General features: G+C 71.1%; 16 protein-coding genes. 8 read left to right on the top strand and 8 right to left on the bottom strand.

Annotated features, from left to right (window positions below):
- From BFF76_RS16090 to BFF76_RS16080, 3 genes are all read left to right on the top strand, one after another.
- Positions 1–1,696 (top strand): S8 family serine peptidase (locus BFF76_RS16090; RefSeq protein WP_065848468.1); only part of this gene is annotated, 1,696 nt, incomplete at its 5' end.
- Positions 1,697–2,082: 386 nt separating this feature from the next.
- Positions 2,083–3,522, top strand: coding sequence for a helix-turn-helix domain-containing protein (locus BFF76_RS16085; protein ID WP_051834615.1), 1,440 nt, complete (start codon positions 2,083–2,085; stop codon positions 3,520–3,522).
- 328 nt (positions 3,523–3,850) lie between these two features.
- The gene (locus tag BFF76_RS16080; protein ID WP_079122391.1) at positions 3,851–7,369 is read left to right on the top strand and encodes a M28 family peptidase; all 3,519 of its coding nucleotides are present in this window, start codon (positions 3,851–3,853) and stop codon (positions 7,367–7,369) included.
- Here the strand turns inward: BFF76_RS16080 and BFF76_RS34565 are convergent.
- Positions 7,270–7,854, bottom strand: a complete 585-nt coding sequence (locus BFF76_RS34565) for a mycothiol transferase (protein ID WP_107418439.1) — start codon at positions 7,852–7,854, stop codon at positions 7,270–7,272. The genes BFF76_RS16080 and BFF76_RS34565 overlap by 100 nt on opposite strands.
- On the bottom strand, positions 7,841–8,029 hold the full coding sequence (locus BFF76_RS16075) for a hypothetical protein (protein WP_141695612.1): 189 nt from the start codon (positions 8,027–8,029) through the stop codon (positions 7,841–7,843). The genes BFF76_RS34565 and BFF76_RS16075 overlap by 14 nt, the downstream gene beginning before the upstream one ends.
- A gap of 828 nt (positions 8,030–8,857) precedes the next feature.
- On the opposite strand from BFF76_RS16075, the gene BFF76_RS16070 reads away from it, so the two are divergent.
- The 3 genes from BFF76_RS16070 (at position 8,858) to BFF76_RS16060 (ending at position 11,560) form a co-directional block, all read left to right on the top strand.
- Positions 8,858–9,547: a response regulator transcription factor gene (locus BFF76_RS16070; protein ID WP_031094626.1), complete on the top strand. Its 690-nt coding sequence runs from the start codon at positions 8,858–8,860 to the stop codon at positions 9,545–9,547.
- Positions 9,548–9,690: 143 nt separating this feature from the next.
- Positions 9,691–10,428 carry a DsbA family oxidoreductase gene (locus tag BFF76_RS16065; protein ID WP_031094628.1) on the top strand — a complete coding sequence of 246 codons (738 nt, stop codon included), beginning with the start codon at positions 9,691–9,693 and terminating at the stop codon, positions 10,426–10,428.
- A gap of 70 nt (positions 10,429–10,498) precedes the next feature.
- The gene (locus BFF76_RS16060) at positions 10,499–11,560 is read left to right on the top strand and encodes an aminotransferase class V-fold PLP-dependent enzyme (protein WP_065848466.1); all 1,062 of its coding nucleotides are present in this window, start codon (positions 10,499–10,501) and stop codon (positions 11,558–11,560) included.
- Positions 11,561–11,675: 115 nt separating this feature from the next.
- Here the strand turns inward: BFF76_RS16060 and BFF76_RS16055 are convergent, their stop codons facing one another.
- The 4 genes from BFF76_RS16055 to BFF76_RS16040 are packed head-to-tail and all read right to left on the bottom strand — an operon-like array spanning position 11,676 to position 15,846.
- The gene (locus tag BFF76_RS16055; protein WP_031094632.1) at positions 11,676–12,710 is read right to left on the bottom strand and encodes a LacI family DNA-binding transcriptional regulator; all 1,035 of its coding nucleotides are present in this window, start codon (positions 12,708–12,710) and stop codon (positions 11,676–11,678) included.
- A 42-nt stretch (positions 12,711–12,752) separates the two neighbouring features.
- Positions 12,753–13,613: a carbohydrate ABC transporter permease gene (locus BFF76_RS16050; RefSeq protein WP_031094633.1), complete on the bottom strand. Its 861-nt coding sequence runs from the start codon at positions 13,611–13,613 to the stop codon at positions 12,753–12,755.
- Entirely contained in the window at positions 13,610–14,536 is a 927-nt protein-coding gene (locus BFF76_RS16045) for a carbohydrate ABC transporter permease (RefSeq protein WP_031094635.1), read from the bottom strand. The genes BFF76_RS16050 and BFF76_RS16045 overlap by 4 nt, the downstream gene beginning before the upstream one ends.
- Entirely contained in the window at positions 14,533–15,846 is a 1,314-nt protein-coding gene (locus tag BFF76_RS16040) for an ABC transporter substrate-binding protein (RefSeq protein WP_065848465.1), read from the bottom strand. Before BFF76_RS16040 ends, BFF76_RS16045 begins: the two co-directional genes overlap by 4 nt.
- Positions 15,847–16,033: 187 nt before the next feature.
- Between BFF76_RS16040 and BFF76_RS16035 the strand changes: the two genes are divergently transcribed.
- Both BFF76_RS16035 and BFF76_RS16030 read left to right on the top strand, forming a co-directional pair.
- On the top strand, positions 16,034–18,094 hold the full coding sequence (locus tag BFF76_RS16035; protein WP_065848464.1) for a beta-galactosidase: 2,061 nt from the start codon (positions 16,034–16,036) through the stop codon (positions 18,092–18,094).
- A 29-nt stretch (positions 18,095–18,123) separates the two neighbouring features.
- On the top strand, positions 18,124–19,683 hold the full coding sequence (locus tag BFF76_RS16030; RefSeq protein WP_065848463.1) for a glycoside hydrolase family 53 protein: 1,560 nt from the start codon (positions 18,124–18,126) through the stop codon (positions 19,681–19,683).
- 53 nt (positions 19,684–19,736) lie between these two features.
- On the opposite strand, the gene BFF76_RS16025 is transcribed toward BFF76_RS16030, so the two are convergent.
- Positions 19,737–20,231 (bottom strand): MarR family winged helix-turn-helix transcriptional regulator, encoded by a 495-nt coding sequence (locus BFF76_RS16025; protein WP_053929747.1) that lies wholly within the window; start codon positions 20,229–20,231, stop codon positions 19,737–19,739.
- 87 nt (positions 20,232–20,318) lie between these two features.
- On the bottom strand, positions 20,319–21,326 hold the full coding sequence (locus BFF76_RS16020) for a VOC family protein (RefSeq protein WP_065848462.1): 1,008 nt from the start codon (positions 21,324–21,326) through the stop codon (positions 20,319–20,321).
- Positions 21,327–21,383 lie beyond the last annotated feature (57 nt).

The following is a 21,383-nucleotide window of genomic DNA, read 5'->3' as shown; positions in this document are numbered from 1 at the left end:
CCCCGCGGGGGCCCCGGCGGCAGCCCCCGCCGCACCGGTCGCCGAGGCTCCCGTCGAGCGCCTCATCGTCGGCTACAAGTCGATGACCACCGAGGCCAAGTCCGACGCCGCGGCGGCCAAGGACGCCAAGGCGAAGGGCGCGAAGGCCGGAGAGGCCCTCGAGTTCGACCGGCGCATCGGCACCGGAGCCGCCCTGGTCGACCTCGGCGGGGAACTGGGCAAGAAGGACTCCCAGGACGTCATGGCCGCCTTCGAGGCCGACCCCGATGTCGCCTACGTCGTGCCGGACCGCCGGATGTACGCCACGGCCGTGACCCCCAACGACACCGAGTACAACCGTCAGTGGGACCTCTTCGAGACGACCGCCGGCATGAGGGTTCCGGGTGCCTGGGACAAGGCGACCGGCACGGGTGTCAAGGTCGCCGTCATCGACACCGGATACGTCACCCACTCCGACCTCTCCTCGAAGATGGTCGCCGGATACGACTTCATATCCGACTCGTTCGTGGCCAACGACGGCGGCGGCCGCGACAGCAACGCCGCCGACCCGGGTGACTGGATGCTGCAGGGCGAGTGCGGCAACAACTACCCGGAGCGGGACTACGACAGTTCCTGGCACGGCACCCACGTGGCAGGCACCATCGCCGCAGCCGCCAACAACAGCAAGGGCATCGCGGGCATCGCGTACAACGCGACCGTCCAGCCCGTCCGTGTGCTCGGCAAGTGCGGCGGCACGACCGCCGACATCATGGACGGCATCACCTGGGCCTCCGGCGGCACCGTCGCGGGTGTGCCCTCCAACCCGAACCCCGCCGACGTCATCAACATGAGCCTCGGCGGCAGCGGTGCCTGCGACGCGGGCACCCAGAGCGCCATCACCGCCGCCGTGAACCGCGGTACCTCCGTCGTCGTCGCGGCCGGCAACAGCAACGCCAACGCGGCCAACTTCAACCCGGCCAACTGCAACAACGTCATCACCGTCGCCGCCTCGGACCGTGAGGGCAACCGCGCCTCGTACTCCAACTACGGCACCGTCGTCGACATCACCGCCCCGGGAGGCGAGACCGCCGTCAGTTCCGCCAACGGCATCTGGTCCACTCTGAACAGCGGCTCCCGCGGCCCGGTCAGCGAGAACTACGAGGCCTACCAGGGCACCAGCATGGCCGCCCCCCACGTGGCCGGCCTCGCGGCCCTGATGTACCAGGCGAACCCGTCCATCACCCCGGCCCAGGTCGAAAGCGCGATCAAGAGCAACGCCCGGACCCTGCCCGGCACCTGCTCCGGCGGCTGCGGTGCCGGCCTCGCCGACGCGGCGGCCACCCTCGGCGCGGGCACCGGAGGCACGCCCACCGGCAAGGTGTTCACCAACTCGGCCGACGTGAACGTCCTGGACAACACCACGGTCACCTCGTCGATCCCGGTCAGCGGCGTCGGCGGCTACGCCCCCGCCGCTCTCAAGATCGACGTCGACATCCGGCACACCTACCGCGGTGACCTCAAGGTCGAGATCGTCGCCCCGAGCGGTGCCTCCGCCCTGCTGAAGGACTTCAGCACGAGCGACAGCGCGGACAACGTCATCACCACGTACACGGTCGACGCCTCCAGCGTCCTCGCCGACGGCACCTGGAAGCTCCGCGTCACCGACAACTACAGCGGCGACACCGGCTACATCGCCTCCTGGAGCCTGACCTTCTGACAGATCCACTCCGCACGACCGACTCAGGGCCTGCCGATGCCGAGGACGCATCGGCAGGCCCCTGCCCCGTTCCAGGGGCAGGGGCGCCGAGCCGTTCCGGAGCCGCATGGGGGGTGGAAATGCGGCGCCGGCCCGGGACGAGCCTGACGCATCGGCCGCACCGGGCCCATCCGGAACCCGGTATTCACGGATACGCAATCAATCCCGGCCGGCACGACGGCCCGGGCCGGCTGCCGGCGAAATGAACAGCGGTCATCTGCGCCGGGGCCGGTCGTGGTGCTGCGGGGATGACGGGACCGAGTACGTGGGACGGCCTTCCCGGCACCCCTGCCGTCCACCGGCCGGGGCGCGGCCCCGGCGACACGCCGACCTCGACAGGAGCGGCCATGCGCGTCAACGAAGAGAGCCACGGGACACCTCGTGGTGACGGCGAAACCGCGGCGCCGTGGGCGGAGTTCGGGCAGCAGCTGAAGTGTCTCCGCAGGCGGGCGGGGCTGACCCAGCGCCAGCTCGGTCAGCGGGTCGGCTACCACCACAGTCTGATCAGCAGGTGGGAGAGCGGCACGCGCGAGCCGATGCCCGGTGCGGTGGACTGCCTGGAGCGGGTCCTCGACGCGCACGGCGTGCTGTCGTCGCTCGTCGCGGCTCCCCGGGGAAACCCGGAACGTGCGTGGCAGGGAAACCTGGGAGCCGGGTTCTTCTCGCCCCTGCCCGGCGGTGAGTGGCACCAACCGGTCCCGGCGTCCCTGGGAGGCGGCTGGCCGCTCCTGCTGCCCCCGGGCGCGTGCCCGATGCACGTGGCGGATGCCTGTGAGGTGCCGGCCTTCGTGGACCTGCCGGTGCTGCTGGTCCGGATGCGAGCGGCGTGCGCAGCCGCGGTACCGGACGCTGCGGAGCCCGAGGTGATCCACGGCCTGGTCGCTCTGCTGGGCCGGTGCGAGCGGGTCGCCGCGTGCACGACCTCGACGACGTCGGCCGGCATGGTCGAGCACATCCTGGGGGGCCTCGTCGCCTGGGCCGGGGCGGTCGATGCGGCGGGACGGTCTCCTGCCGTCCAGCTTCGGCTCGCCGCCCACTTCGCCCAGCTCGCCGGGCGGCTGCGGATGTACTGGGGGCAGGGTGCGCTGTCGATGGCGTGGGTCGGCCACGGGCTGCGCTGGGCGGAGGCGGGCGGCGACGTGGGAGTGCGGGCGACGCTGATGACCGATCTGTGCACGCTGGCCAGGCTCGACGGTGACGGCGCCTCCTCGCTGTCGTACGCGCGTGCCATCGGTGCGCTCGACGGGAGGCGCGGCTGGATCGCGACGCTGTCGCACATGTACCGGGCCCGCGGTCATGCGGTGCTCGGCGAGGGGGCGGAGAGCAGGCGGCAGGCCGAGCTGGGCCGTCGGCGCCTGGAGCGGCTGGACGCGCGCGATCTCGGCGAGGCGCCCTGGCTGGCGGCCGGGCAGGGGCAGTTGCGGATGGAGGCCACGGTCGCCGGCGGGCTGCGGGATCTGGCCGCCGTCACCGGCGACCGGGCGACCGCCCGCAGCGCGGCCCGCTCCGCCGTACGGGCGATGGAGCAACTGCCGGACGGGATGCTGCCGACACGGCTGCTGCTGACCGTACGGCTCGCGGACTCCCATGTCTGCGCGGGAGACCTGGACGTCGCGCTGGAGCTGGCGGGGGCGGTGGTGGACCAGGCGGTCTCGGCCCGGAGGCGCACGATCTCACAGGAGCTGGAGGGGCTGCGGGACCGGCTTTCCGGTGTCTGGGGCGGGGTGCGCGAGGTGCGCGAGTTCGGGGAGCGGTTGAGGGCAGCCGTGGAGGCGTCGCGGGCCTGAGGTACCCCGCGACCGGCAGCGCGGGCCGATCCAGCAGGGTGTCGGCGGCCGATGGGCGGCCGTACCCGGGTGTCCGTATACCGGTCGGCGTTTGCCGCTCTTTGACAAGGAGCCGTCCAGCGGACCAACACCGTTGACCCTGCGGACGTCCGGTGTGAGTGTTCTGCCGCCCGGACGTGAACATGACCATTCGCCAGCCCCCGGGGTCGTGGTCCGCGACCTCCCCGCTCGTGTTCCTTGCCACCAAGGGGCTCTCACGGCCCGGGTGTTCCTGCGGGATTCGCCGCAGGAACCAGTTCGTCCCCCACCATCCTGCTTAGGAGCACTGGTGAACCGAAGACTTGCCGTGGCCGGCCTCTCCCTGGCCGTGGCCCTGGGAACGGCGGCCCTGCCCGCCCCGGCGGCCGCTCATGCGGCACCCGCCGCCCCGGCCGCCGCGAAACCGAAACCCAAACCCGTCGACCGGGCGATAGCCGCCGCTGACAAGGCAACCGCCAGCGGGTTCGACGCCCTGGCCAAGGGGCCCGACGAGCGCTACGACCGCCGCATGGTGACGCCCTGGCTCAAGGGGCTCTACTCGGTGGCGTACGAGCGGACCTATCGCGGTCTGCCCGTCGTCGGCGGCGACGCGGTCGTCCTCGCGGACGGCAGCGGCAAGGTCCGCGCCGCGCGCTCCGCCTCCGACGTGAAGATCTCGGCCGGAACCAAGGCCGAGGTCGGAGCGGCCGCCGCGGCGCGGACCAGCCGGGCGGAGCTGAAGAAGGCCGACCGGACCACGTCGCAGCGCCTCGTGATCAAGGTTCAGGACGATAAGGCACGGCTGGCGTGGGAGACGGTGGTCACCGGCTCCACGGGTTCCGCCGGCGCACACGAGAGCCGGCTCCACGTCTTCGTCGACGCCCGCACCGGCAAGGTGCTCGACTCGTACGACGAGGTGCGCGAGGGCAACGGCACCAGCGAGTGGAACGGCCCGAGCCCGCTGCCCATCAACACCAGCCAGTCGGGCGGCAGCTACCAGCTCAGCGACCCGACCCGTCCAGGGCTGAACTGCTCCGACTACAGCACCGGCGCGGTGTTCAGCGGCTCCGACGACAACTGGGGCACCGGCAGCGCGAGCAGCAAGGAGACCGGCTGCGTCGACGCCATGTACGGCGCGCAGAAGCAGTGGGACATGCTCGGCGCCTGGCTCGGCCGCAACGGACACGACGGCAATGGCGGCAGCTGGCCGGTCAGGGTCGGTCTGAACGACGTCAACGCCACCTGGAACGGGTCCAGGGTCACCATCGGCCACAACCAGGCGAACAAGTGGATCGCCTCCCTGGACGTCGTCGCCCATGAGTACGGGCACGGCATCGACCAGTACACACCGGGCGGCTCCAACAACGAGAACGGCCTCGGCGAGGCCACCGGCGACATCTTCGGCGCCCTGACCGAGGCCTACGCCAACCAGCCGGCGCCCTACGACACCCCGGACGACTACGAGGTCGGCGAGATGATCGACCTCGTCGGCAGCGGGCCGATCCGCTACATGTACGACCCGTCCAAGATCGACGACCCCAACTGCTACTCGTCGTCGATCCCGACCACCGAGGTGCACGCCGCCGCCGGCCCGCTGAACCACTGGTTCTACCTGCTGGCCGAGGGCACCAACCCCGGGGACGGCAAGCCGGCCAGCCCCACCTGCAACAACTCGACACTCACCGGCGTCGGCATCCAGAACGCGGGCAAGATCTTCTACGGCGGCATGCTGCTCAAGACCAGCGGCATGACCCACAAGCGCTACCGCACCACGACCCTGACCGCAGCCAAGAACCTCGACTCCACCTGCAACCTCTTCAACAAGACCAAGGCCGCCTGGGACGCGGTCAGCGTGCCCGCGCAGACCGGCGACCCCACGTGCACCGGCACGCCGGTCTCCGACTACTCCATGGCCGTCGGCCCCTCCTCGGGCAGCGTCCAGCCGGGCAGTTCGACCACGGCGACCGTCTCCACGACCGTGACCAGCGGCAGCGGCCAGTCCGTCGCACTGTCGGCGACCGGAGCGCCGGCCGGGGTCTCCGTCTCCTTCAGCCCCTCGTCTGTGACCTCGGGCAACAGCGCCACCATGACGGTGTCCACCACCGCCTCCGCGGCACCCGGCACGTACACCCTCACGGTCCGGGGTGACGGCCAGGCCGACCACACCGCGCAGTACACCCTGACCGTCGGCGGAGTGTCCTCCGGCACCGACGCCCCCGACATCGACGTCGCCAAGGTCAAGGCGCACCTCAGCCAATTCCAGACGATCGCGAACAACAACGGCGGCAACCGCAGGGCCGCCGGCACCGGTTACACCCAGTCGCTCGCCTACGTGAAGGGCAAGCTCCAGGCGGCCGGCTACACGGTCACCGAGCAGCCCTGCACCTCCGGCTGCACCGCCGGCGCGGGCGCGAACCTGATCGCGGAATGGCCCAAGGGCGACGCGGCCAAGGTCTACATGTTCGGCGCCCACCTGGACAGCATCTCCACGGGCCCCGGCATCAACGACAACGGCTCCGGATCCGGGGCACTGCTGGAGACCGCGCTGACGCTCGCGCAGAAGAACCCCACCATGCTGAACCGGGTCCGGTTCGCCTGGTGGACGGACGAGGAGCAGGGCCTCAACGGCTCCGACTTCTACGCCAGGACCCTCACCGCCACCCAGCGGTCGCAGATCAAGGCGTACTACAACTTCGACATGATCGCCTCCACCAACGGCGGCTACTTCATCAACAACATCACCTCGGCCGCCGCCGCGCCGATGAAGGAGTACTGGGCCTCGCTGAACCTGGCGCCCGAGGAGAACACCGAGGGAGCGGGCCGCAGCGACGACGCCTCGTTCGAGAGCTACGGCATCGCGACATCCGGCTACGCGATGGGTGCCAGCGCCACCAAGACATCGGCGCAGGCCACCAAGTGGGGCGGCACGGCGGGCCGTTCGTACGACCCCTGCTACCACTCGTCCTGCGACACCACCGCCAATGTCAATGACACCGGCCTCAACCGCGCATCCGACGGCATCGCGTACACCCTGTGGAAGCAGGCGGTCGGCACCGGAGTGCCGGTCAACGACTTCTCCCTCTCGGCCGCCCCCTCCTCGGGCACCGTGGACCCGGGTTCCTCCGCCACGGCCACCGTCGCCACCGGCACCACCAGCGGCTCGGCGCAGACGGTCCAGCTCTCCGCGGCGAACGCCCCCTCGGGCGTCACCGTGAGCTTCGCGCCGTCGTCCGTCACCTCCGGCGGCAGCTCGGCCATGACCGTCAGCACGACGGCGTCGACGGCACCCGGCGTGTACACGCTCACCGTCACCGGCACGGGGACCTCGGCCACCCACACGACGACCTACACACTGACCGTGAACGGCTCCGGCTCCTGCGACACCGGCCAGAAGATCGTCAACGGCGGGTTCGAGAACGGGACGTCGCCGTGGACGGGTGACACCGGCAGCATCGGCGCCCACAGCGGCCAGGCACCGCGCACAGGAACCCGGGCCGCGTGGCTCGTCGGTTACGGCAGCAGCCGCACCGAGACGATCAACCAGTCGGTGACCGTCCCGGCCGGCTGTGCCAAGGCCACCCTCAAGTACTACCTGCACATCGACACCGACGAGGCGGGCTCCACGGCCTACGACGTCTTCCGGATGAAGGTGAACGGCACCACCCTCGCCACCAGGTCCAACGCCGACGCCGCGACCGGCTACGTCCTCCAGTCCGTCGACCTGAGCTCCTACGCCGGACAGCAGGTCACGGTGACCTTCACGGCCACCGAGGACTCGTCCCTGCAGACCAGCTTCGTCATCGACGACGTGACACTCCAGGGAAGCTGACCGTCCGATCCGGCGATCCGGACGCGGGCGAAGGCCGCGACCGGTTGACCGGAACCCTTGCACGGCGTCGGCTCCCGGGAGCCGACGCCGTGTGTGCGGCCGGTGATGCCGACCTGCTCGAGGGCGGCGAGGCCGCGGAGCCCGGGCCGGCCGTACGGCCGGCGCGGAGACCGGGCTGGCCGTACGGCCGTGCACCCGCCCGCCGGGGACGGCCTCCAACCCCGCCGCGCCGTGCTGTTCGCGCCGTCGACCGATTCCCGGATGATGTCCGCGTGCCCGGTGTGCTGGGACGTCTCCTGGAGGAGGTGCAGAAGGATCCTGCGCCCCTGCCGGTGGCGTACGGTCCCGGGCTCCCAGGGTGTCTCCGGCAGAGGAACCTCCGCGTCCGGGGCCCGCCTCCGTGGAGGCGCCCTTCTCGCTGGGGCCTCCCGGTTGGACCATGCTGGGCTCGCGTGATCCGGACGAAGGACCCTAGCCCCGGCCATCACCGTCCAGGAACGCGCGCAGGGCTCTGCGCAGCCGCTCGGCGAGCCGCATCCGGGCAATGCGCAACTCCGCTCCCCACCGGCGGAGCCGGACCGACCACCATCCCGTCACCAGGCTCATCGTCGGTGGGACCACGACCGCCGCGAAGACGACCATGAGGATGAGCAACGTCACCGATGGGACGGACACTTCGTACTGCACCAGCACTTTCTGTACCTCTCTGTCCATGACGCCGCGCGGCCGGACGAGAGGTCCGGGCAGCGGAGAGCACGCTCGAATTCGGGATCGATGGCGTCCGGGCGCGTCCCGGAGCGTGTGGAGCACTGTCGGCGGGCGGGCACCGCACGGAGACGTGATCGAGGAGCGCGGCGTCGGAGGACGCAGCGCGCGGTCGGCCGGGCAGTGCCGCCGGAAGACGTCGGCGGGGTCCCGCCGGTCGAGCGGTCTCGTCAGCTCCGGCCGGCCACGGTGGCGACTCGCCGGGTGTCAGGACCGCGTCGACCGGTACGAGCCGGCCCGACAGCGGCCCGGCTTGCCGGGCGGCCGGGGCGACGGCGCGCCCGTCGCCGCGGCGGGCGCGGGTCGCGGTCGCGAAACTCGCTCAGTGCCGGCCTTCGAGCCACCGGACGATCAAGCCTCTCGGCGCCTGGGATCCGGACTCGTTGAATCTCACCTTGAGTCACTCCTTCCGTGATCTTGTATGGAGAGATGGCGGGTTGGGATCCCAGTGCGTCCTTGTGACGCTGAGTTGATTACACGGCACGGCGCCGACCTGCGTCATCACTTCTGAACGGAAATTGAGGATAACGATCCGGCCGCAAGTGGACACGTTCCGTAGCGAATGGCTGAGAGGCTTCGCCGATGCCGTGACGGACGGTGAGCGTCGTCGGCACTGCTTGACCTGGAGCCGGTTCATCAGCGTGACTGCCATGGCGCACCTCGCGTCGGAGCGGCTCGCGCATGCCGGGCCGCGGCGACCGGTGACCACTGGAGGGGGCTGGTTTGGAACTGCTGCTGGTCGAGGACGACAACCACGTCGCCGCCGTTCTGTCCGCGGTCCTCACGCGCCACGGCTTCGGCGTCAGGCACGCCCGCACCGGCGGGGAGGCGCTCCAGGCGTTGACCTCGGAAGGCGCCGAGTTCGACCTCGTCCTCCTCGGCCTGGACCTGGTCGACATGGATGGCTTCGAGGTGTGTGGCGAGATCCGCAAGCGCACCGGAGCCCCGGTCATCATCGTCACCGCGCGCGGTGACGTACGCTCCCGCATCCACGGTCTCAATCTCGGCGCCGCTGACTACGTGGTGAAGCCGTACGACACCGGAGAGCTGATCGCGCGCATCCGCGCCGTCAGCCGGCGCACCGTGTCCAAGGACATCGTGGAAGGGGTCAGGACCGTGCTGTACCTCGGCTCGCTGATCATCGATCTGCCCTCGCGTCAGGTCAGCGTGGACAACTCGTTCATCCGGCTGACCCCCAAGGAGTTCGACCTCCTCGCCCTGCTCGCGGGGCGGCCCGGTGTGGTCTTCACCCGGGAGCAGATCATGGACGGGGTGTGGCACAACAGCGGGGCGTGGACCGGAAACACTCTGGGAACGCACATCTCGTCCCTGCGCGCGAAGCTGCCCGTACCCGCGCTCATCGAGGCTGTCCGGGGAGTTGGCTACCGCATCGTCCCCCCTGCCGAAGGGTGAGAGCGGGCACCGACGTGCCATGCCCCCGCCGGTGTGTGCCGGGTCCCTCGGCGGACCGGGAATCAGCCGGTCGGACCGTACGTTGCACCCTCGGCGGAGGTCCCCTCCGCACCCGTACAGCAGAGCTGGAGAGTAGAAGAGTCATGCGCGTCGAGATCTGGAGCGACATAGCCTGCCCGTGGTGCTACGTGGGCAAGGCCCGCTTCGAGAAGGGGCTGGCCGGGTTCGCGCACCGTGACGAGGTCGAGGTGATCCACCGCTCCTTCGAGCTGGACCCGGGCCGGGCCAAGGGCGAGACCGAGCAGGTCATCGACATGCTGGCGCAGAAGTACGGGCGCACTCCCGAGCAGGCCCGGGGCATGGAGGCCAACGTCGCGGCGAACGCGCAGGCCGAAGGGCTCGGATACCGCACCGAGGGGCGCGACCACGGCAACACCTTTGACATCCACCGGCTGCTCCACCTCGCCAAGGCCCGTGGGCGCCAGGACGAGCTGCTGACCCGCGTCTACCGGGCGAACTTCGCCGAGGAGCGCTCGGTCTTCGACGACTCGGTGCTGGCCGACCTGGCCGTCGAGGCGGGGCTCGACGCGGACGAGGCGCGTGCCGTGCTGGCCGACCCCGAGGCGTACGCCGACGACGTGCGGGCGGACGAGAGCGAGGCCGCCCAGCTGGGCGCCAACGCCGTGCCGTTCTTCGTGCTCGACCGGCGCTACGGCATCTCCGGCGGGCAGCCCGCCGAGGTCTTCGCCCAGGCCCTTGAGCAGGCGTGGAAGGACCGCGAGGTCCCCGGCCTCACTCAGGTCGGCGGGGACGCCGAGGCCTGTGACGCGGACGGGTCCTGCGAGGTGCCCGGGGCGAAGGCGTCCGACCGGCACGTATAAGGCTTTCTTGGGCGCGCCGCTCGAACTCGCGTGATTGACGCGATGTTGAGCGGCCGTCAGGCTGTCATGCATGGAGACTTCTGCGATCGACCGGGCCAGGGCCACCGAATTCGCATCCGGGACCACCTACCTCAACACCTCCACCTGCGGGCTGATGCCGCGCCGTGCCGTCGAGGCCGTCAGGACGCTGGTCGACCAGTGCGCCGCAGGTGTCCGGGGCGGTGCCGGCAGCGCCGAATCGATCGAGGCCGTCCGTGCCGGATTCGCCCGGATCGCCGGTGTCGCGCCCGCGCGGGTGGCCGTGGGCGGCTCCGTCGCCGCCCATGCGGGGCTCATCGCCGCCTCTCTCCCGCCGGGCGCCGAAGTCCTGGCGCCGACGGGGGAGTTCAGCTCTGTCGTCAGTCCCTTCGCCGTGCGCGGCGACCTGAGGATGCGCTACGTCCCGCTGGCCGGACTGGCTGACGCCGTACGGCCCGGGACCGCGCTCGTCGCCTTCTCTGCCGCCCAGTCCGCCGACGGCCGGGTCGCCGACCTGGACGCCGTCCGCGCCGCCGCGGCCGCACACGGGGCCCGCACGATGCTCGACGCCAGCCAGTCGGCCGGATGGCTGCCGCTGGACGCCGGGGCGTACGACTACACCGTCACCGGCGGGTACAAGTTCCTGATGGGCCCCCGGGGCACGTCGTTCCTGACCGTGACCGAGGAGGCACAGGAGAACCTGCCGCCGCTCTACGCGAGCTGGGTCGCGGCGGAGGACCCCTGGAGCAGCACGTACGGGCCGGTCGAGAAGCTCGCCGTCGACGCCCGGCGGTTCGACCAGCCGGTCGCGTTCCTTGCCTATCACGGTGCCGCGCCGTCCCTGGACCTGCTGGCAGCGGTGGGGGTGGACGCCGTGTACACCTACGCCACCGGGCTCGCAGCCCGCTTCCGGGAGGGGCTGGCGTCGATCGGGTACGAGGCGGTGCCCGGCACCTCCGCGATCGTCGCCGTACCCGGACTGGGCGGCCGGGAGCCCGGTCTGGCCGAGGCCGGGGTGATGGTCTCGGCCCGGGCGGGGAACCTGCGGGCGGCCTTCCACCTGTACAACACCGGGGCCGACGTCGACCGGGCCCTGGACGTGCTGTCCGGCTGAGCCCGCAGGGCTGATGCGCGGGCAGCCCCCGGTCTCGTGGCAGAGGTTCTCCTCCACCTCGGCGAGCAGCCGGGTCGGCTCCGCGCGCCCGGCCCGGCTGAGCCCCGGCGTCCGCCTACGCCGAATCCCGGCGGACCAGTTCGGTGGGGAGTATGACCGCGGCCGGGTCCTCCCCGCCGATCTGCGCCAGCAGTACCCGTACCATCTCGGCGCTGATCCGGTCCCACGGCTGGCGGACCGTCGTCAGCTCCGGCCGTGCGGCGAGCGCCGCCGGCGAGTCGTCGAATCCGCCGACCGCGATGTCCTGCGGCACCCGCCTGCCCGCCCGCTCCAGTGCGGTCAGTACCCCCTGCGCCATCAGGTCGGACGCGACGAACACCGCGTCGACGTCCGGGGCGCGCTCCAGCAGGAGTGCGGCCGCCGCCTCACCGCCGGCCCGGCTGTAGTCGCCCGGCACGATCAGGGCCTCGTCGGCCGGCAGCCCGCACTCGGCGAGCGTCTCGCGGTAGCCCGCGAGCCGGTCCACCCCGCCCGGGGTGTCCAGCGGTCCGGTGACCGTGGCGATCCGGCGGCGCCCCGACCCGTGGAGGTAGCGGACCATGTCCCGGGCGCCGTCGCGGTCGTCCGCCGCCACATAGCTGACCTTGGACCCCTGCCCGAGGGGCTTCCCGCAGACCACCAGCGGTACGCCGGCCTCGTGCAGCTGTGCGGCGACCGGGTCGCCGGAGTGGTTGGAGACCAGCAGCACCCCGTCCACGTGCCCGGCGATGTAGCGCATGTTGCGGCGACGCTCCGCCTCCGTGCCCGCGATCATCAGCAGCAGCGGGATGTCGTGCGCGGCGAGCGCGGTGGTGCAGCCGCGCAGCAGCACGTTGAAGTTCGGGTCCTCGAAGAAGCGTTCCTGTGGCTCGGTCAGCAGGAACGCCACCGAGTCGGAGCGCCCGGTGATCAGCGACCGGGCATGCCGGTTCACGGTGTAGCCGGTCTTCCGGATGGCGGACTGAACCGCGTCGAGCGCGGCCGGGCTGACGTTGTGACCGCCGTTGAGCACCCGGGAGACCGTGCCCCGGGAGACCCCGGCCTCCCGTGCGACGTCGTGGATCGTCGGCGGCCGGCGGCGTCCCGTGCCGTTCTGTTCTGTGCGGCTCATGAAGCATGATCTTTCATCAAGGGAAGCCCTGTTGAGGAGCTGTCAGGACTTTACGGCGCCGGAGAGCAGGTCGAGGCTCCAGAACCGCTGGATCACGAGGAACAGCGCGATCAGCGGGATGATCGCCAGCAGTGCGCCCGTGATGACCAGCGTGTAGAGCGCCGGGGTGGTCGCCCCCTGCTGCAGCAGCGTGTAGAGCCCCAGGGTCACCGGGAACTTCTCGTCGTCGCCGAGCATGATGTAGGGCAGCAGGAAGTTGTTCCAGACCGCCACGAACTGGAACAGGAACACCGTCACCAGACCGGGCAGCATCATCGGCAGCGCGATCGTCCGGAAGATCCGCCACTCGCCGCCGCCGTCCATCCGCCCGGCCTCGATCACGTCGGCCGGCACGGCGGCCGCCGCGTAGATCCGGGCGAGGTAGACGCCGTACGGGGAGAGGACCAGCGGCAGCAGCACCGAGAGGTAGGAGTCGGTCATGTCCACCTCGGCCAGCAGCAGGTACTGCGGTACGGCCAGGATCACCGGAGGCATCAGCACCCCGGCGAGCAGGATGTTGAAGACGGTCTCCTTCCCGCGGAAGCGGTACACGGCCAGCGCGTATCCCGAGACCGCGGACACCGCCGTGGACAGCAGGGCGCCCGCCCCGGCGTAGAAGGCCGAGTTGGCCATCCACCGCCAGTACACGCCGTCCCGGTACTCCGTCAGGTCGGTGACGTTGTCGGTGAAGCCGGAGCCGGGCAGGAAGGTGAAGGTGGAGAACAGCTCGCTGCCGGACTTCGTCGAGGCGACCAGGACCCAGGCGACCGGCAGCAGGCAGTACAGGGCGCCGAGGAGCAGCGCGGCCGTGGGGACGATCGGTCGCCGTCGGCGTACGGGGGCGGCGAGGGACTGCGTACTCATCGGGAGTCTCCCTGCTTCGTACGGGAGTTGGCCGCCTTGAGGAAGCCGAAGGACAGGGCGAGGGTGGCGACGGCGATGATGACCGCCTGGGCCGCCGCCGCGTGGATGTCGTTGTTGACGAAGGCGTCCTGGTAGACCTTCATCAGCGGACTCCACGTGGTGGACAGCGAGTTGGTCAGCGGCTTCAGTGTGGTCGGTTCGCTGAAGACCTGGAGCGTCGCGATGATCGAGAAGAAGAAGGTCAGGATCAGGGACGGCGCCACCATCGGGATCTTGATCCGCAGCGCGATCTGCAGCTGCGAGCAGCCGTCGAGCCGGGCGGCCTCGAAGATCTCGGCGGGGATCGCCCGCAGCGACGTGTAGATCACGATCATGTTGAAGCCTGTGCCGCCCCACACCGCGATGTTGGCGAGCGAGAGGTACAGCGGCCCGCCGTCCAGCAGATCGGGCTGCGGGAGCCCCACCGCGTCGAGCAGGTACAGGAAGGGGCTGACGTCGGGGAGGTACAGGAAGCCCCACATCAGCGCGGCGATGACGCCCGGGATCGCGTACGGCAGGAAGATCGCCAGCCGGGTGAAGCCGCGCAGCCGGAGCCCGTCGGTGTCCAGCAGCAGGGCGAACAGCAGGGCGAGGCCGAGCATCACGGGGACGACGATCGCGCCGTACCCGAGGATGCGCAGCGCCCCGGTGAGCAGCTCCGAGTCGGAGAGCGCGTCGGTGTAGTTGGCCAGGCCGGCCCAGATCTCGTCCCGTGCGCCCTTGCCGAGGCCGAGGCCCTTGACCTCGGTCCTGCGGAAGCTGAGGTGGAGCGCGTAGCCGATGGGCAGGGCGAAGAAGAGCAGGAAGAGGACGGCTGCGGGGACCAGGAAGGCATACGGGGCGCTCTTGACCCCGTACGCCTTCCTGCGGGGTGTGCGTGTCACTCCGAGACCCCGAAGCCCTGCTTCTTCAGGTCCGCGACGGTGGCGTCCTGCATGGCGGTCAGTGCGGGGCCGAAGTCCGACTTGGTCTTGGCGGCCGAGGCGAAGTTGTCCTTGAAGGCGCTGTACGCGACGTTGACGTTCGGGCCCCAGGCGGCGGGGGCGGTGCCCCGGGCGATCTTTGCGGCCTGGGTGTAGAAGCCGGGCTGGTTGGAGAAGTAGTCCGGGGCCTTCGACAGTGCGCCACCGGTCTGGGCGGCCGTCGCGGCGGGGTAGATGCCGCTCTCCTTCACCAGCGCGGCGAGTGCCGCCGGGTCCGTGTTCAGCCACTTCGCGAAGGTGGCGGCGGCCTTCTTGTTCCTGGAGTCGTTGGTGACGGCGGTGGAGGAGCCGCCCCAGCTGCCGGTGACGTTCTCACCCGCGGTCCACTGGGGGAGCGGGGCCATCGCCCACTTGCCCTTCGTCTCGGGCGCCGCGGTGGTCAGGGTGCCCGGTGCCCAGACCGCGCTGACCCAGGCGACCTGCTTGCCGGTGTTGAGCGCCTTGTTCCAGGCCGGGGTGTACATCGGCTGGTTGTCGATGGCGCCCTCCTCGACCAGGCCGCCCCAGAAGTCGGCGACCTTCTGCGTGGCCGGGTCGTCGATCGCGACCTTCCACTTGTCGCCGCCGGTGGTCCACCACTTCGCGCCCGCCTGCTGGGCGAGGCCCGCGAAGAGGCCCGAGTCGTTCGAGGAGAAGGTGGTGAGGTCCTTGTCCGGCGCCTTCTTCTTCAGCGCGCGGGCGGTCTCGGCGAACTCGTCCCAGGTGGTGGGCACGGTCAGGCCGTACTGCTTGAAGAGGTCCTGGCGGTAGTAGAACATCAGCGGGCCCGAGTCCTGCGGCAGGGCGTACAGGGCGTCCGAGCCGAGGGTCGCCTGCTGCCAGATCCCGTCGGCGAACTCGCCCTTCGCGTCGCCCGCCTCCTCGGATATGTCCGCGAGGACGTCGTTGGAGACGAGGGTGGGGAGTGCCTGGTACTCGGCCTGGACCAGGTCGGGCGCCTTGCCGGCCTTCGCCGCCGTGATGATCTTGGTGACCAGGTCGTCGCCCGATGCCTGCTTCTTCACCGTGACGGTGATGCCGGCCTCCTTGCCGGGACCCTTGTTCCAGATGTCCGCGACCTTGTCCAGGCCGGGCGCCCACGCCCAGTAGGTCAGGGAGGCGGGTCCGGAGGCGGCCGGCTCGTCGCCCCCGTCGTCCGTGCCGCACCCCGAGAGCAGGGCGCCGGCGGCGAGAGCGGCGGCGGTGGACACCGCGACGGTGCGGTATTTCATGGTTTCTCCCCTGACGAGACGAACAGGCGCATCGGCGGGCTGGCCGGAAAGCGCTGTGAGCGTTCACAGTAGAGAAACGAAACCGACACTTGTCAATGGTTGTTGCTGTGCGGTTATGTTGGCCCTGCGCCGCCGAGAGTGTGTGTGCACGTTCCCAGAAGTTGCCCCGAAGAGCCAGGAGCCGTCCATGCCGCACTCAGAATCCGCTCCCTACCCGGTCGGCCTGCACAAGCTGGCCTTCGGCGGCGACTACAACCCCGAGCAGTGGCCCGAAGAGGTCTGGCACGAGGACGTACGCCTGATGCGGGAAGCCGGCGTGACCATGGTCAGCGTCGGGATCTTCTCCTGGGCCCTGCTGGAACCCGAGCCGGGCACCTACGACTTCGGCTGGCTCGACCGCCTCCTGGACCTGCTGCACGTCAACGGCATCCGCGCGGACCTCGGCACCCCCACCGTCGTCCCGCCGGCCTGGTTCTACCGCGCCCACCCCGAGGCCCTGCCGGTCAGCCGGGACGGGGTCCGCCACGCCTTCGGATCACGCGGCGCCATCTGCCACAGCTCCGCCCCCTACCGCACGGCGGCGGCGAACATCACCGAGCAGCTCGCCCGCCGCTACGCGAAGCACCCGGCCCTGGCGATGTGGCACGTCCACAACGAGTACGGCGTTCCCGTCAGCGCCTGCTACTGCGACAGCTGCGGCGCGCACTTCCGCCGCTGGCTCGCCGCCCGGCACGGCTCCGTCGAAGCGGTCAACGAGGCCTGGGGCACCGCCTTCTGGGGCCAGCGCTACCGCACCCTCGACGACATCGACCCGCCCCGCACCACGCCCACGGTCGGCAACCCCGCCCAGCAGCTGGACTACGCCCGCTTCGCCGACGCCACCATGCGGGAGAACTTCACCGCCGAGCGCGACGTCCTGCACCGGCTCGCCCCCGGCATCCCCGTCACCACCAACTTCATGACCGCCCTCAGCCAGTGCGAGTCCGTCGACTACTGGGCCTGGGGCCGCGAGGTGGACATCGTCTCCAACGACCACTACCTGATCACCGACGGCCGCCGCACCCACGTCAACCTCGCCATGGCCGCCGACCTCACCCGCTCGGTGGCGGGCGGCGCCCCCTGGCTGCTCCTGGAGCACTCCACCAGCGGCGTCAACTGGCAGCCGCGCAACCCCGCCAAGCGCCCCGGTGAGATGGCCCGCAACAGCCTCGCCCACGTCGCCAGAGGCTCCGAGGGGGCGATGTTCTTCCAGTGGCGGCAGTCCCGGCGCGGCGCCGAGAAGTTCCACTCCGCGATGGTGCCGCACGCCGGCACCGACTCGCGGATCTGGCGCGAGGTGAGCGCCCTCGGTGCCGGGCTCGGCCGGCTGGAAGGCATCCGGGGGACCAGGACCGTCGCCGACGTGGCGATGCTCTGGGACTGGCAGTCCTGGTGGGCGCAGGGCCTGGAATGGCGCCCGAGCGAGGAGCACGACGCCCGCGAGCGGGCCGACACGTTCTACGCCTCGCTCTACGACCGCCACCTCACCGTCGACTTCGCCCACCCGGACGCCGACCTCTCCGGCTACCCGCTGGTCGTCGTCCCCGCCCTCTACCTCACCACCGAGGCGACCGGCCGCAATCTGCGCCGGTACGTCGAGGAGGGCGGCACCCTCGTCGTCTCGTACTTCTCCGGCATCGTCGACGCCGACGACGCCGTCCACCCCGGTGCCTACCCCGGCCCGCTCCGGGAGGTGCTCGGGCTGACGGTCGAGGAGTTCTCCCCGCTCGGCGAGGGCGGGACCGTCCGCCTGATCACCCCCGAGGGCGCCCCCGAAGGCCCGGAGCTGACCGGCGACCTCTGGTCGGACGTGGTGATCCCGCGCGGCGCCGAGACCCTCTGGTCGTACGCCGACGGAATCCCGGCCGGCCGGCCCGCCGTCACCCGCAACCGGCTCGGCGAGGGCAGCGCCTGGTACATCTCCACCCGGCTCTCCGGCCCGGACCTGGACGCCGTCCTGGACCGCGCGGCCGCCGACGCCCGCATCGAGCCCCGCACGGGCCTGCCGTACGACGTCGAGGTCGTGCGCCGCACCGGCGACACCGGCAGCTACCTCTTCGTGATCAACCACACCGATGCCGAGGCCGGGGTGGCGCTGGACGCCCCCGGCACCGAACTCCTCACCGGCGAGCCCGCCGTGGACAAGCTCGCCGTTCCGGCGGGCGAGGTCCGCGTCGTACGCCTCGACGCTGAGGCGCCCATCCGTTAGCCCGCACAACTGTCGAAGGGACATCGACGATGTACGGAACGACGCACACCCGCGCGAAGGCGGCCGGGGCGGTGGCCGCACTGTCCGGCCTCGTGTTCGCCGCGCTCCCCGCCCAGGCCGCCCACGCGGCCACCGCCCCCGTCAACACCGGCTTCGAGTCGGGCGCGACGGGCTGGTCGACATATTCGGCCGGCGGACAGCACGCCGCCTCCTTCACCGAGGCGGGCGGCCACGGCGGCAGCACCCGGCTCAGCCACTGGTCGGCCTCGGCGTACAAGGTCGAGACCTACCAGTATCTGAGCGGCCTCACCGACGGCACGTACACGCTGGGCGCCTGGGTCCGCTCCGGCGGCGGCCAGAACTCGGCCTACATAGCCCTGCGCAACTGCGGCGGCGCCGAGCAGCGCACCGACCTGCCGCCGACCGCGAACGGCGACTGGATCCGGCTCGTCACCTCCGTCAAGGTGACCGGCGGAGCCTGCACGATCAGCCTCAACTCCGACGCGCACGCGGGGGAGTGGGCCAACTTCGACGACATCACCTTCACCCCGGGGACGACCGGGCTGAGCGTCAGGGGCGGTGACCTCTCCACCCTGCCGAAGAACGAGGCGTACGGAGCGACGTACCGCGCCGCGAACGGCACCGCCGGGGACGCCATGAGCATCCTCAGGAACTCCGGGATGAACTACGTACGCCTCAAGGTCTGGGTGAACCCGGCCGACGGCTACAACGACAAGGCCCGCGTCCTCGCCATGGCCAAGCGGGCCAAGGCCCTCGGCATGAAGACCCTCATCGACTTCCACTACTCCGACGCATGGGCCGACCCCGGCAAGCAGAACAAGCCCGCCGCCTGGGCGGGGCACGGCTACGCCCAACTCCGCACGGACGTCTACAACCACACCTACGACGTGCTGAACGCGCTCAAGGCCCAGGGCACCACGGCCGACATGGTGCAGATCGGCAACGAGACCAACGCCGGCATGCTCTGGCCGGAGGGCTCCACGGACAACTGGTCCCAGCTGGCCGGCCTCCTCACCTCCGGGGCGAACGCCGCGAAGGCGGTCTCCTCCGGCACGAAGGTGGCGCTGCACCTGGCCGAGGGCGGCGACAACGCGGGCACCCGCTGGTGGTTCGACAACGCCGTCGCCCACAAGGTGCCCTTCGACGTCATCGCCCTGTCCTACTACGGCTACTGGCACGGCCCGCTGTCCGACCTCCAGGCCAACCTCGACGATTCCGCCTCCCGCTACGGCAAGCCGGTGCTGGTCGCCGAGACCGCATACGCCCACACACTGGCGAACGACGACGGCCTGGAGAACAACGTGGCCACCGCCGGCCAACTGGCCGCCGGCTACCCGGCGACCCCGGCCGGCCAGGCGGCGAACCTCCGCGACGTCATGAACGTCGTCGAGGCCGTCCCGAACGGCCGGGGGCTCGGCGCCGTGTACTGGGAGCCGGCCTGGACCGCGGCCACCGGCAGCGGCTGGGACCCGGCCGACCCGTCCTCGGGCAACGCGTGGGAGAACCAGGCGGTGTTCGACTACGACGGCAAGCTGCTCCCGGCGGCGGCCTGGTTCTCGCACCGGTAGCCCACACCGCCGGTCATCCGCACCGGGGCACCCGCCGGCGAAGGAGCGGCCGTTCAGAGGGGGCGTGAGCCCTCGACGTTGGCCACCATCGTCCGGAGCACCTTGAGCGCGGCCACGTACTCCGCGTCGCTGATCCCCTGGTGGACCTCGGCGCGGATACCGGTCGCCAGCTCACGCAGCCGCGCCCGGGCGGCCTCTCCGTCGTCGGTGAGTTGCAGTCGCTGCCCGTCCTCGCTCCTGAGCCAGCCGCGGTGGAGCAGCTGATCGACGACCCTGGAGATGTCGTGCGGTCCGTCGGCGAGGGGAGTGAGCTGGGTGACGACCTCGTCACGGGTGGGCGCGGCCGGCCCGCCGTGCACCCGGTTGAGCACCCAGTACTGCGGCTGAGTGACGTCGATCCTGGCCATGGCGTCCCGCAGATGACGGGTGACGGCCGAGTGGGTCAGACCGCTCCAGTATCCGATGGGCTGTGTGGCCAGCATGTCGTCGGTGGCCGCGGGGTCAGCCGGCGCCTGATCGGTGAGGCCTGTGCTGGTCGGCTGTTCCATGCCAGGGACGCTACCGGCGCATCCCGCCCGGGCAGCCCCGGACGGGACAACCGGCCGCCGATGTGGCCGGTTCCCGCCGGCTCACCGCTACAGCGGCGCGCCGTGCCACTTCCACGAGGTGACGCGGTCGCGGCCCGGCAGACCGGCGCGGCCGGTGGACCAGAGCAGCACGGTCCACCGGTCCTCGTCGTCCGGGGCGTCGGGGAAGAGCCGGGCCAGCACCCGGTCGCAGAGGTCCCGGGGCGGGGCCCAGGAGAGCGAGAGCCCGGCGCTGACGTCGTGGGTGTGCACCAGGGTCTCGACGATGCCCATCGCGGCGAAGCCCTCCGGGTCCGAGAGGCCCCACGCGTGGTGGGAGCGCACATCAGCGGGGGTCGTCCGCACCATCGCGCCCAGCAGGGCGCCGCTCGCCTCCAGCGTCTGGAGCAGCCCGGTGCTTCCCGCCTCCGGATCGGCGAACACCATGTTCCAGGGGCCGCCCTCGCGCCGGGGGGCGAAGTGATACGGCACCAGACGGTCCTGCGGCGGCTTACGCGGGCAGAGCTGGACCGCGTACGAGAACAGGTCGTCGCTCAGGTGCTCGACGGTCTCCCAGCAGTCCCATTCCAAGGTCCCCGCAGGGTTCCGCCAGCCGTCCCCGGGAGCCTGCGCCATGACGTCCACCGCGAGCCGTACCGCCAGCGTCACGTCGTCGGCGGTGACGGGCAGCCGGGTGCCGGTCAGCGCGGCGCGTTCGCCCGCGCTGCACTCCACGCAGAACTCGTTGCCCTCGGGGTCGGCCAGCGTCACCCAGCCCCTGCCGTTCGGCCTGCGGTGGTCGGCGACCAGCGTGGCGCCGACAGCGAGCAGCCGCTCGACCTCCTCGTCACGGGTGCGGTCCTCGGGGCGGACGTCGAGGTGGACGCGGTTCTTGGCGCGCTTGGGTTCGGGCACCGTGACGAAGAGCAGCGCCGCCCCCGGCGCCCTCACGAGCGCCTCGGGGTCACCGGGATGGTCGTCGTCGGCCAGGGGGGAATCGAGCACCTCGGCCCAGAAGCGGGCCAGTTCGTAGGCATCGGCGCAGTCGATGGTGATGTGCTGTACGAGCGAAGTCATGGGCGCCACTGTCGCCGCTGACCCGCGCCCTGGTCCAGCGAGTTGAACGGCAGGGCG

Source organism: Streptomyces mutomycini, assembly GCF_001700505.1.
Lineage (GTDB): Bacteria > Actinomycetota > Actinomycetes > Streptomycetales > Streptomycetaceae > Streptomyces > Streptomyces mutomycini.
The sequence above is the reverse complement of the archived record's forward strand: the minus strand, read 5'-3'. Positions and strand labels throughout refer to the sequence as shown.

Excerpts from the sequence above, each read along its gene's own strand:
- BFF76_RS16030 (WP_065848463.1), top strand. The coding sequence starts at position 18,124 with ATGTACGGAACGACGCACACCCGCGCGAAGGCGGCCGGGGCGGTGGCC.
- BFF76_RS16065 (WP_031094628.1), top strand. The coding sequence starts at position 9,691 with ATGCGCGTCGAGATCTGGAGCGACATAGCCTGCCCGTGGTGCTACGTG.
- BFF76_RS16025 (WP_053929747.1), bottom strand. The coding sequence starts at position 20,231 with ATGGAACAGCCGACCAGCACAGGCCTCACCGATCAGGCGCCGGCTGAC.
- BFF76_RS16050 (WP_031094633.1), bottom strand. The coding sequence starts at position 13,613 with ATGAGTACGCAGTCCCTCGCCGCCCCCGTACGCCGACGGCGACCGATC.
- BFF76_RS16060 (WP_065848466.1), top strand. The coding sequence starts at position 10,499 with ATGGAGACTTCTGCGATCGACCGGGCCAGGGCCACCGAATTCGCATCC.
- BFF76_RS34565 (WP_107418439.1), bottom strand. The coding sequence starts at position 7,854 with ATGGCCGGGGCTAGGGTCCTTCGTCCGGATCACGCGAGCCCAGCATGG.
- BFF76_RS16085 (WP_051834615.1), top strand. The coding sequence starts at position 2,083 with ATGCGCGTCAACGAAGAGAGCCACGGGACACCTCGTGGTGACGGCGAA.
- BFF76_RS16055 (WP_031094632.1), bottom strand. The coding sequence starts at position 12,710 with ATGAGCCGCACAGAACAGAACGGCACGGGACGCCGCCGGCCGCCGACG.
- BFF76_RS16040 (WP_065848465.1), bottom strand. The coding sequence starts at position 15,846 with ATGAAATACCGCACCGTCGCGGTGTCCACCGCCGCCGCTCTCGCCGCC.
- BFF76_RS16035 (WP_065848464.1), top strand. The coding sequence starts at position 16,034 with ATGCCGCACTCAGAATCCGCTCCCTACCCGGTCGGCCTGCACAAGCTG.
- BFF76_RS16020 (WP_065848462.1), bottom strand. The coding sequence starts at position 21,326 with ATGACTTCGCTCGTACAGCACATCACCATCGACTGCGCCGATGCCTAC.